Origin of the sequence: Nonomuraea mesophila, assembly GCF_004352805.1 — a bacterium.
In the GTDB taxonomy this organism is placed as follows: domain Bacteria; phylum Actinomycetota; class Actinomycetes; order Streptosporangiales; family Streptosporangiaceae; genus Nonomuraea; species Nonomuraea longispora.
On sequence record NZ_SMLD01000240.1, the window covers coordinates 1 to 11,207 of the forward strand.

An 11,207-nucleotide genomic window follows, 5' to 3' on the forward strand; every position below is an offset into this window, starting at 1 on the left:
CGCCTCCCCCTGCCGCGCCCGCCGGACCCCGGTGGTGGCGACGTCCCTGCGTGGCGCCGCTGAGCGCTGCCTGGCCAGCGCACAGGTCTGGCCAAAGCACTTGCCTGCACAGAGCTCAGGTTTGGGCAGAGCACCGGTCCAGGCAGAGCCGGGATGGGCTGACCGCAGGGATGGGAACGCGCCTGGGTGGGCTGAGCTGAAGACTGCCGCTGCTGCTCGCCGATCGGTGGCTGGAGCGAGGCGAAGCCGCTCGGCGCCGCCGCCTGCCCCGCCGGCGTACGGCCACCACCCGGCCATGGAGAACCGCGTACGCCCAGGCCTGGCCTGAGCCACCCCGACCCGGCGCCACCCGCCCTCGGCCGGGCGCGACACCTACCACAGGACCATCCCACCCGGCCCATCGCCCACAGCACGGCATACGCCCATCACCGCACGCGACGATCCACAGACCGCCCACGTACGGCACCCTCCACAAGCCGACCGTGAACCACGCCACCATCACCGAGCCGACGAGCCGCGGCGCGCTGCCCACCCGGGCGCGCATCCCGCACCTCTGAAGGCCACGCGCCCTGTCGCCGCCCGGCGATGGGATGTGTGAGTCGTACGGAGGTCAGAACTCCAGGATCTTGCGCAGGAACCGCCCTGTGTGGCTCTCGTCCACCAGCGCGACCTCCTCCGGCGTGCCGCTGGCGACGAGCGTGCCGCCGCGCGATCCGCCTTCCGGCCCCATGTCGATGATCCAGTCGGCGGTCTTGATGACGTCGAGGTTGTGCTCGATGACGATCACCGTGTTGCCGCCGTCGACGAGCCGCCCGAGCACGCCGAGCAGCCGCCGGATGTCCTCGAAGTGCAGGCCGGTGGTCGGCTCGTCGAGCACGTAGATGGTCCGGCCGGTCTGCCGTCGCTGCAGCTCGGAGGCGAGCTTGACGCGTTGTGCCTCGCCGCCGGAGAGGGTGGTGGCCGGCTGCCCCAGGCGTACGTAACCCAGGCCCACGTCGTTGAGCGTCTGCAGGTGGCGCTTGATCGCGGGAATCGCGTCGAAGAAGCCGAGGGCCTCCTCGATCGGCATGTCGAGCACCTCGGCGATCGTCTTGCCCTTGTAGTGGACCTCCAGCGTCTCCCGGTTGTAGCGGGCTCCGTGGCAGACCTCGCAGGGGACGTAGACGTCGGGCAGGAAGTTCATCTCGATCTTGATGGTGCCGTCGCCCGAGCACGCCTCGCAGCGGCCGCCCTTGACGTTGAAGCTGAAGCGCCCCGGCTGGTAGCCGCGCACCTTCGCCTCGGACGTGGCCGCGAACAACTTGCGCACGTGGTCGAACACGCCGGTGTAGGTGGCGGGGTTGGAGCGCGGCGTGCGCCCGATGGGCGACTGGTCGACGTGGACGACCTTGTCGACCTGGTCCATGCCGTTGATGCGCGAGTGCCGCCCCGGCACCGTGCGGGCGCCGTTGAGCTCCTTGGCCAGCGCGTTGTAGAGGATGTCGTTGACCAGCGTCGACTTGCCTGAGCCGGACACGCCGGTCACCGCCGTGAACACGCCCAGCGGGAACTCGATGTCGACGCCCTGCAGGTTGTGCTCGCGCGCGCCCTTGACGGTGATCTGCCGCTTCTTGTCGCGCTTACGGCGCTTGGCCGGGATCGGGATGCTCCTGCGGCCCGACAGGTACTGCCCGGTGACCGACTCCTCGCTGGTGAGCAGATCCTGCACCGTGCCGGAGACGACGACCTGGCCTCCGTGCTCGCCGGCGCCCGGCCCGATGTCGACGACCCAGTCGGCCGCCGCGATGGTGTCCTCGTCGTGCTCGACGACGATCAGCGTGTTGCCCATGTCGCGCAGCCTGACCAGCGTGTCGAGCAGGCGCATGTTGTCACGCTGGTGCAGGCCGATGGACGGCTCGTCGAGCACGTAGAGGACGCCGACCAGGCCGGAGCCGATCTGCGTGGCCAGCCTGATGCGCTGGGCCTCGCCGCCGGCGAGGGTCGCGGCGGCGCGGTCCATGGTGAGGTAGTCGAGACCGACGTCGAGCAGGAAGCCCATGCGGGCGTTGATCTCCTTGACCACCCGCTCGGCGATCTGCATGTCGCGGTCGGACAGCTTGAGCGCGGCGAGGAACTTCGCGCACTCGCCGATCGACATGGCCGCCACCTCGGCGATCGACTTGCCCGCGACCGTCACGGCGAGGGTGACCGGCTTGAGCCTGGCGCCCTTGCAGGCGGGACACGGGATCTCCCGCATGTAACCTTCGAAGCGCTCGCGCGTGGCGTCGCTCTCCGCCTCGGCGTGCCTGCGCTGCACCCAGGGGATGACGCCGTCGTAGGTCGTGTAGTAGGAGCGCTGCCTGCCGTAGCGGTTGCTGTAGCGGACGTGCACCTGCTCGTCGTGGCCGTACAGCAGCGACTTCTGCGCCTTCCTCGGCAGCTTCTCCCACGCCGTGTCGAGGGTGAACCCGACCGTGTGGCCGAGCGCCTCGACCAGCCTGCTGAAGTATTCGCTGGTGTGGCCGCCGGACCACGGGTGCAGCGCGCCGTCGCGCAGCGTGCGCTCGGGGTCGGGCACCACCAGGTCGGGGTCGACCTCCATCTTGGTGCCCAGACCTGTGCACTCGGGGCAGGCCCCGAACGGCGAGTTGAACGAGAACGAGCGCGGCTCGAGCTCCTCGAACGACAGGTCGTCATAGGGGCAGTAGAGGTGCTCGGAGTAGAAGCGCTCGCGGTTGGGGTCGTCCTCGGGCAGATCGACGAACTCGAGCGTGATCGTGCCGCCGGACAGCTGCAACGCCGTCTCGACCGAGTCGGTCAGCCTGCGCCGGGCCGTCTCCTTGACCGAGAGGCGGTCGACGATGACCTCGATGTCGTGCTTCTCGTACTTCTTCAGCGTCGGCGGCTCTTCCAGGCGCACCACGGTGCCGTCGACCCGGGCTCTGGCGAACCCCTTGGTCTGCAGCTCGCGGAACAGCTCGGCGTATTCGCCCTTGCGGCCCCTGATGACCGGGGCGAGCACCTGGAAACGGGTGCCCTCGTCGAGGTCCATCACCCGGTCGACGATCTGCTGCGGGGTCTGCCTGGCGATCGGGCGGGCGCACACCGGGCAGTGCGGCTTGCCGATGCGCGCCCACAGCAGCCGCAGGTAGTCGTAGACCTCGGTGATCGTGCCGACCGTCGAGCGGGGGTTCTTGCTGGTCGCCTTCTGGTCGATGGACACCGCCGGCGACAGGCCCTCGATGAAGTCGACGTCGGGTTTGTCCATCTGACCGAGGAACTGGCGGGCGTACGCCGACAACGACTCGACATAGCGCCGCTGGCCTTCGGCGAAGATGGTGTCGAAGGCCAGGCTCGACTTCCCCGACCCGGACAGGCCGGTGAAGACGATCAGCGAGTCTCGCGGCAGGTCGAGCGAGACGTCCTTGAGGTTGTGTTCTCGTGCACCACGCACGATCAGGCGGTCTGCCACGATGTTCCCGGAGGTCGAAAGGCGGATAGGTCCACGGGGGATGGTAGACGGGGGCTCCGACAATTTCGGCGGCGCGCACTCATGTGCGAGTGACCGGCCCTCGAAACGCGTCCATCACAGGTTACGGCCATCTCCCACCTCGCAGGGGCCCTTCACCCGTCAACTTCCTGACCTGCAGCTTTCATCCCCGATACGGCAGGGACACCCAAAAATGATGAAATATCAAGACATGGTGGTTCTATCCCCGCTCCAAGCGGAACTGTCGGCCGAAAGCAACCGGCTGCTGGCCACGGCGGCGTCGCTCAGCGACGCCGACCTGGCCGCCCCCTCCCTTCTGCCCGGCTGGACCAGAGGCCACGTCCTCGCCCACCTCGCCCAGAACGCCGCTTCCCACCTCAACCTCCTGACCTGGGCAAGGACCGGCGTACGCACCCCGCAGTACACCTCTTTGCAGGCCAGGGCCGCGGCCATCGAGGCCGCGGCCGCGCACCCGGCCGCCCGCCACCTGGCCGACATCGAGGAGGGCTCCGCCCGCGTGGCCGCCGCGATCCGTGACCTGCCCGCCGAGCGCTGGTCCGCGCAGGTGGAGGGCATGCGCCCGCCGCCCCACCCCGCCTGGTACCTCCTGGTACGCCGCATGCGCGAGATCGGGTTCCACCACGTGGACCTCGACGCCGGGTACGGTCCCGCGGACTGGCCGGAACGGTTCGTCACCCGCGAACTCCACGACTGCCGGGCGTGCCTGCCCCGCGAGGGCGGCACGGTGAGCGAAGTCGTCCTCAGGAACCCGGACGGCGCAATCGTCGCCCGATGGCCGCGGCTCGGCTCCGGCCCCGCCGTCGAAGGTGCCCCTGCGGCCATGTTGGCCTGGCTCACAGGAAGGTCGCGTGGCGAGGGCGTTACGCTGGTGCCGATGGGACGGTTGCCGACACCGTCACCGGCGGCGCTTCCCGCGCCACCGCCGTGGCTGTCGGCGACGGCCCCCGCTGATCTGCCCGCGACGCCCCCGGAGGACTACCCATGACCTACACAGGTGACGTCCAGGTCGGCGGCCCCGCCGACGTGCGAGAGCTGCCCGCGCTCACGATCTCCAAGCTCGCCGTCGGCCCGTTTGACAACAACGCCTATCTCCTGCGCTGCACGGAGACGGGTGAGGGCCTGCTCATCGACGCGGCCGCCGACTCCGACCGACTGCTCGCGCTGATCGCCGACCAGCCGATCCGCGCGGTCGTCACCACGCACCAGCACGGCGACCACTGGCAGGCGCTGGAGCAGGTGATCAGGGTGACGGGGGCTCAGGTGGTGGCCCATCCGCTCGACGCGCCCGCGCTGCCCGTGCCGGTCGACCGCACGGTCGAGCACGGCGACACGATCACCGTCGGCGCGGTCAGCCTGGAGGTCATCCACCTGCGGGGCCACACGCCGGGGTCGATCGCACTGCTCTACGACGGGGGCGAGGCGGGCCATCACCTGTTCACGGGCGATTCCCTGTTCCCCGGCGGCGTCGGCAACACGAATCAGGACCCCGAGCGTTTCACCCAGCTCTACAACGACGTGGTGGAGCGCATCTTCGAGCGCCTCCCCGACGGGACGTGGGTCTATCCGGGCCACGGCAAGGACACGACGCTCAGGGCCGAGCGCCCCGCGTTGCCCGAGTGGAAGGCCCGCGGCTGGTAACCGCACCCGCGGGCGGGGTCACTGCCGGGCGGCGAGGACGTGCACGACGCGCTCGGCCGCGAGGGCGGGATCGTCGGTCAGGCCGACGAGCTCGCCCCACGACCACCGGTAGAACCAGCCATCCGCGAGGGGGACGCAGTCGACGGTCTCGGCCAGCAGCATCGTGTCGGGATCGGTGATCCGCAACGCCGGCGGGTGCGAGCGCAGGGAGACGGTGAGCCCGCGTTGCTCCAGTTCCTCGGCCAGCTTGCCGAGGAAGTAGGTGCGTGTGTGCTCGCGTGGCTGGGCCGGCATGGTCCCCATCAAAGCGGAAGACGGGCGGGAGATTGCCTCAATTGCCGATGCGCTCGGCTTCTTTACGGAGTTCGCGCTTGTAGAAGAGCATCCGGAGCGGGATCGCCGCCACCAGCGCGATCTGCATGCTCGCACCGATCTTGATCGGCAGGTCGCCGCCTTCCGGCCAGGCCACCCAGAACGTGAGGAAGGCCACGTTCACCATGATCCATCCGAGCACGACCGCCGCGAGCTGGCCCTTCGGCTTGGGATATTCGATCCGGCTGACCATCAGCCAGGCCACGCCGAGCACACCGAGCAGCGAATATATGCTCGGCTGGAACAGCAGCACGATCGAGATCACCGTCATGGCGCCCATCGGGATCGGCAGGCCCATGAAGTCGCCGCTCTTGGTCTTGACGCAGGCGAACCTGGCCAGCCGCACGACCCCCGCGACCAGCACGGACGCCGCCGCGACCAGCACCGCGGTGAACGGCACCTGATTGGTGAACCCGCCCCAGATCACGACCATGAACGCGGGCGCGAACCCGAAGCTGATCACGTCGGCCAGGTTGTCGAGCTCAGCGCCCATCGCCGACGCGCGGAACCGCCGCGCGACGAGGCCGTCGAACAGGTCACACGTGGCCCCGATGAGCAGCAGCACGATGGCGGTGGCGAAATAGCTCGGATTGGGGACGAACGGGCCGCCAGCCATCTGGAGTTGCATGATCGCGGAGTAGGCCAGGACGCACACCGCCATGAACCCGCAGACCGCGTTGCCCAGCGAGAGGGAGTCGGCGGCGGACAGGCGGAACGCCTTGCCGACGGGGCCACGAGGCTCTTCCTCATCCGCCTGCCAACTACCGGCGTCAGCCGCGGTCAATTCTGGTCACCCCCGCCACTGTCTTCTCCCCCACGGACACCGCGGGAGCGATCCCTTCGGGAAGGTAGATGTCGACTCGCGAACCGAACCGGATGAGCCCGATCCGCTCGCCCGGCGTGACCTTCGCGCCCGCACTCAGGTACGGCACGATCCTGCGCGCCACCGCGCCCGCGATCTGCACCATCTCGATGTCGCCCAGCGCGGTCTCGAAATGCCACACCACGCGCTCGTTCTGATCGCTGTCCTTGTTGAACGCCGGCAGGAACCCACCTGGCACATGCTGCACGGATGTGACATTTCCCGCAAGGGGGGCCCGATTGACGTGTACGTTCAGCGGGCTCATGAAGATCGCGACCCGGGTGCGGCCGTCCGGCCACGGGTCGATGCTCTGCACCACGCCGTCGGCGGGTGACAGGACACGGCCCTGTCCCGGCGTACGGTCGGGGTCACGGAAGAACCAGAGCATGCCACCGGTGAGCGCGCCCAGCGGCACCGCCGCGAACGCCCATCGCCGGTCCCTGCGCGTCAACAGCGCGGTGGCGGCCGCCGCAGCCGCCGTGGGGAAGAGCCACGGGGAGACCCCGCGTGCGAGCCTGACAGAGTTTGCGCGGCTCGACTTGGCAGAATCGGACACGTACAACCTTTGGTGGTGGACTGGACTGGGCGCTTTGCTGTGATGTTACAAAGCTAGCAACTATGACACAGCGCAACTACACAAGCAAAGCGCCACGAAGCCCAACAGGCTAGACCTGCTTTGTATGAGCCGCCTCGCCTCCGCGCGTGTCCATGCGGGCCTTGACCAGGCTCGCCACGGTGGTGATGACCATTGTGGCGCCGATGACCGAGAGCGACACCCAGATAGGAATTTCGGGCGCCCAGGAGACATGGCTGGCGTGCAAGGCCTCCATAACCAGCTTAACCCCGATGAACCCGAGGATGAACGCCAAACCATAACTGATGTAGACCAGCCGCTGCAGAAGCCCACCCAGGAGGAAGTACAGCTGACGCAGCCCCATCAGTGCGAACGCGTTGGCCGTGAAGACGATGAACGGATCCTTGGTGAGCCCGAAGATGGCGGGGATCGAATCGAGCGCGAACAACAAGTCGGTGCTCCCGATCGCGACCATCACGATGAGCATCGGCGTCACCATGCGCTTGCCGTCGATCTTGACCGTGACCTTCGAGCCGACGTACCCCTCGGTGGTGGGGAACGTCCGGCGCACCCAGCGGAGCAAGATGTTCTCGTTGACCTCTTCTTCCTTGCCCCGCATGTGGTCGCGCACCAGGTTGACCGCGGTGTAGATGAGGAAGGCGCCGAAAACGTAGAAGAGCCAGCTGAAACGCTGCAGCGCGGCGGCGCCCAGCGCGATGAAGATGCCGCGCATGACGAGCGCCAGGAGGATGCCGACGAGCAGCACCTTGTGCTGGTAGGCCCGCGGGACGGCGAACCTGCCCATGATGATGAAGAAGACGAAGAGGTTGTCGACGCTCAAGCTGTATTCGGTGATGTAGCCGGCGAAGAACTCACCCGCCTTGCCACCGCCGTACGTCATCCACAACACGACACCGAACGCGGCGGCCAGAGCGACATAGAATGTCACCCAATAACCGGCCTGCCGCATGGAGAACTCGCGCGCTTCGCCGCGGTCGACGATCCACAGATCAACGGCCAGCACAACAAGAAGACCGCCGATCACGGCGATCCAGGCCCACGCGGGTACGCTCAACTCAAACCCTCCGGCACACAGGACTCATTGCCGGAGGTCTCTCCCGCCCGCGTCAGCCTGCGGACCGGCAGCCCCGGGGGCCCCATGGGTCGGGGCTGCACCGTGATGACGAGGCTGTCGCGAAGGGATACTCCCCTCCCTAACCCACGCAGTATACGAGAACGCCCTGACCCCACCTAATCGCCGGTTGGAGCTTCCCCGCCGTAGACGGCCAGCACGTGCCGCACGGCATCGTCGTCGCCGGGCATCTCCCGCCCACGCCGCTCGGCCTCAGCGGCCAGCACCCGCGCGGTTCCGGGTGCCGCGAGCAGCTTTCGTACGGCTGCGCGCAGCCCATCCACGTCGCCATAGGCGACCAGAATCCCGGCCTCACCCAGGATTTCCGGAATCCCTCCTACCTCCGACGCGATCGCCGGTGTTCCCGTCATCAACGCCTCCCGCAGGGTCAGCGGCTGCCCCTCCCAGCGGCTCGGCATCACCAGGGCGACGGCGGTGTGCAACAGGTCCGGCACGTCCTCCCGGTGCCCCAGCAGCTTCACGGGAAGACGTTCGTCGTCGATCCTGCGCTGCAACCGCGCGCGCAGTGGCCCGTCACCCGCGACCACGAACAGCGGCGCTCTCCCCGGGTCGGCGGCCTCGGCCCCGGACACGACGTCAGGCCGGGAGTTCTCTCCCAGGCCGGACTCGCGCCCCTCCTCCCACGGGCCGGCCGCGACGTCGAGCAGCGTCTCAAGGCCCTTCTGCTGGGCGAGTCTGGCCACGGTCAGCAGGATGGGCCGCTCGCCGGCGTCGAGTTCGTCCCGGACCTCCTGGGGGGTGCGCTTGGCCGGCCGCGGCACGGGTGCGGGCACCACCGCGGCCCGTACGTCCCTCGCGCCGAGCCGCGTCATCCGCGCACCGAGGTCGGGCGACACCACGAGCACACGCCCGGCGCCTCTGGCGACCAGCCGCTCCAGCACCCCGTAGACGACGCCGACGAACCCACCCGCGGTCAGCGCGTTGTGCAGTGTGACCACCGGCCCGGGCGCGCTCCGCCCTCGCTCCCCGGCCTCCCGTGGAGCTCCCGTTCGCGAGCGGCCCGGACCCGCCACCGCCGCCGAGCCCGCGCCGCGCTTGACCAGCGCGCCGGGCCTGGCCAGCACGGAGAGTGCCCCGGCCCGCAACCCGTGGGCGTGCACCACGTCCGCGTCGCGCGTCAGCCGCCTGACGGCCAGCACCGCACGCAGGTCGTTGACGGGATGCGGCCGGTCGGCGATGGCGACCTCCACGAACCGCGCACCGGCCCGCGCGTACGAGAACCGCTCCTCCACGCTGCGCGGCCCCAGTACAAGCACCTGGCGCCCCCGGCGCACCAGCCCCTCCACCAGCATGTGCACATATCGCCCGGTGCCTCCGGACGTGGTGCCCAGCACGAACGCCACCCGCACAACGTTCTCCTTTCGCCTCAAGCCGCTGGAAAGCTTCCCGCCACCGCGGAGAGGGGCACCGAGCCCGCGGCCCCAACGCCCCTGCCTACCGCGTGGGGGCCGTCACGTCCCCCGAGTGCAGGAGTGGCGTCCCCCACGCCGCGCCCAGGCATTCATCACACCATGCCCCGCCGCTCATCCGCGTGTGCGCCGCAGCAGGCCGGCGACGACCGCGGTGTCCGGCCGGTCCACCAGGCTCACCACGGCGACGCCCACGATCAGCGCGACGGCCGCCGCCACCACGGTGACCCCCAGGCTCGCCCAGCCGCCGTCCCAGCCCAGCCACCCGGCCACGCCTGCCCCCGCCAGATAGCCCAGCGCGCCACCGGCGGCGGCCGCGCCCACGGCCCGCGGGAGCCCTGCCACGGCGCCGCGCCCCCGGGCCTGCACGACCGCGACCAGCAGCAGCGCCCCGCCCACGCTCATGCCGACGCTCATGCCGAGCGCCATCCCGCCGATCTTCCACCCTTCGGGCAGCAGCAGCACGAAGACGGCCTGCGCGACCATCACCACCACCCATCCCGCAACGGTCCCGGTGGCGGCCGCCCGGCCCCTGCCGGCCGCGTAGAGCACCCGGCCGGCGTGCGCGATGAGCCCGTATCCGACCAGCCCAGGCGCGAACAGCGCGATCGCGGCGGCCAGCTGGGACGCGGGCACCTCGCTCATGGATCCGAGGAAGACCACGGCCCCGGGCCCTGACGCGGCGGCCAGCACCCCGGCGGCCAGGCCGGACACCAGCACCACCGCCCGCGTCGTGCGCGCGGCCAGTGCCGAGAACGCCTCGGGGTCGCCCGCCTGCGCGGACAACCGGGGGAACGCGCTGGTCGCGATGGGCACGGCCAGCACGGCATAGGGCATCAGGTAGATCGCCCACGCGTAGTTGTAGACGGTGATGGCGCCGTTGCCGATCGCGTTGTTCGACAGCAGCAGCACCACGATCATGGCCGCCTGCTGGGCGAGGAGGGTCGCGATCCCGGCCAGGGCGAGCCTGCGCACCTGCACGGCCACGCCGTCGGGGAAACGTAAGGTGGGCCGCCACCTCAGGCCCAGGCGGGCCACGGGGCCGGCCACGGCCAGCACCAGGGACAGCACCCCGAGGCTGGTGCCGACCGACAGCGCGAGCTCGGCCGCCGACGGCACCTCGGCGGGATCGCGCACCCCGCCGCTGAGCGGCACGAACAGCAGGTAGGCGACGATGACCACGATGCTGGAGACCAGAGGCGCGACCGCGGGCCCGGCGAACCGTTTGTGCGACTGCAGCACACCGTAGAGCACGACGGCGACGCCGTAGAGGGGGATCTGGGGGGCGAAGACGACCAGCATCCGCGTGGCGACGGCCGTCACCGCGCCGGCGTCGGGGCAGTTGGCGATGACGTCGCCGAAGAACAGCCCGGTGATCGGCTCGGCGAGCAGCGCGGTGAGCACGCCCAGCGGCACGAGCACGACGACCACCCAGGTCAGCAGCGCCGAGCTGATCCACCCCGCCCGCTCGCCCGTGCCGTCGCCCTCGGCGCCGTCACGCCCGGCCGCCCCCGCGAGGACGGGAACGACCATTCCCGCCAGAGCGCCGCCGACGACCACCTCGAACACGATGTTGGGGATCTGGTTGGCCGTCATGTAGGCGGTGGACAGGCAGTTGGTGCCCACCGTCTGCGCGAAGGCATATTGCTTGGCGAAACCGGCGATGCGTGCCAGCACCGTGAGCGCCCCGATGAGCAGGGCCCCGCCGG

At 69.8% G+C, this 11,207-nt stretch carries 9 protein-coding genes; 2 read left to right on the forward strand and 7 right to left on the reverse strand.

Annotation, left to right across the window (positions count from 1 at the left end; all coding sequences use genetic code 11):
* Positions 1–610: 610 nt before the first annotated feature.
* Positions 611–3,451: an excinuclease ABC subunit UvrA gene (gene uvrA / locus E1295_RS44520; protein ID WP_132640849.1), complete on the reverse strand. Its 2,841-nt coding sequence runs from the start codon at positions 3,449–3,451 to the stop codon at positions 611–613.
* A gap of 229 nt (positions 3,452–3,680) precedes the next feature.
* On the opposite strand from uvrA, the gene E1295_RS44525 reads away from it, so the two are divergent.
* Together E1295_RS44525 and E1295_RS44530 are read left to right on the forward strand one after the other, a co-directional pair.
* Entirely contained in the window at positions 3,681–4,475 is a 795-nt protein-coding gene (locus tag E1295_RS44525; RefSeq protein WP_132640851.1) for a maleylpyruvate isomerase family mycothiol-dependent enzyme, read from the forward strand.
* On the forward strand, positions 4,472–5,128 hold the full coding sequence (locus E1295_RS44530) for an MBL fold metallo-hydrolase (protein WP_132640853.1): 657 nt from the start codon (positions 4,472–4,474) through the stop codon (positions 5,126–5,128). Before E1295_RS44525 ends, E1295_RS44530 begins: the two co-directional genes overlap by 4 nt.
* Positions 5,129–5,146: 18 nt before the next feature.
* Here the strand turns inward: E1295_RS44530 and E1295_RS44535 are convergent, their stop codons facing one another.
* The 6 genes from E1295_RS44535 to murJ form a co-directional block, all read right to left on the reverse strand.
* Entirely contained in the window at positions 5,147–5,422 is a 276-nt protein-coding gene (locus E1295_RS44535; protein WP_132640855.1) for a hypothetical protein, read from the reverse strand.
* Between the two features lie 37 nt (positions 5,423–5,459).
* Positions 5,460–6,284, reverse strand: a complete 825-nt coding sequence (gene pssA, locus E1295_RS44540) for a CDP-diacylglycerol--serine O-phosphatidyltransferase (RefSeq protein ID WP_132640857.1) — start codon at positions 6,282–6,284, stop codon at positions 5,460–5,462.
* Entirely contained in the window at positions 6,271–6,918 is a 648-nt protein-coding gene (locus tag E1295_RS44545; RefSeq protein ID WP_132640859.1) for a phosphatidylserine decarboxylase, read from the reverse strand. Before E1295_RS44545 ends, pssA begins: the two co-directional genes overlap by 14 nt.
* Positions 6,919–7,027: 109 nt before the next feature.
* Positions 7,028–8,011, reverse strand: coding sequence for a TerC family protein (locus tag E1295_RS44550; protein WP_132640861.1), 984 nt, complete (start codon positions 8,009–8,011; stop codon positions 7,028–7,030).
* 176 nt (positions 8,012–8,187) lie between these two features.
* On the reverse strand, positions 8,188–9,438 hold the full coding sequence (locus tag E1295_RS44555) for a glycosyltransferase family 4 protein (protein ID WP_132640863.1): 1,251 nt from the start codon (positions 9,436–9,438) through the stop codon (positions 8,188–8,190).
* A gap of 174 nt (positions 9,439–9,612) precedes the next feature.
* The coding region (gene murJ, locus E1295_RS44560; protein WP_132640865.1) for a murein biosynthesis integral membrane protein MurJ at positions 9,613–11,207 on the reverse strand (1,595 nt) is incomplete at its 5' end.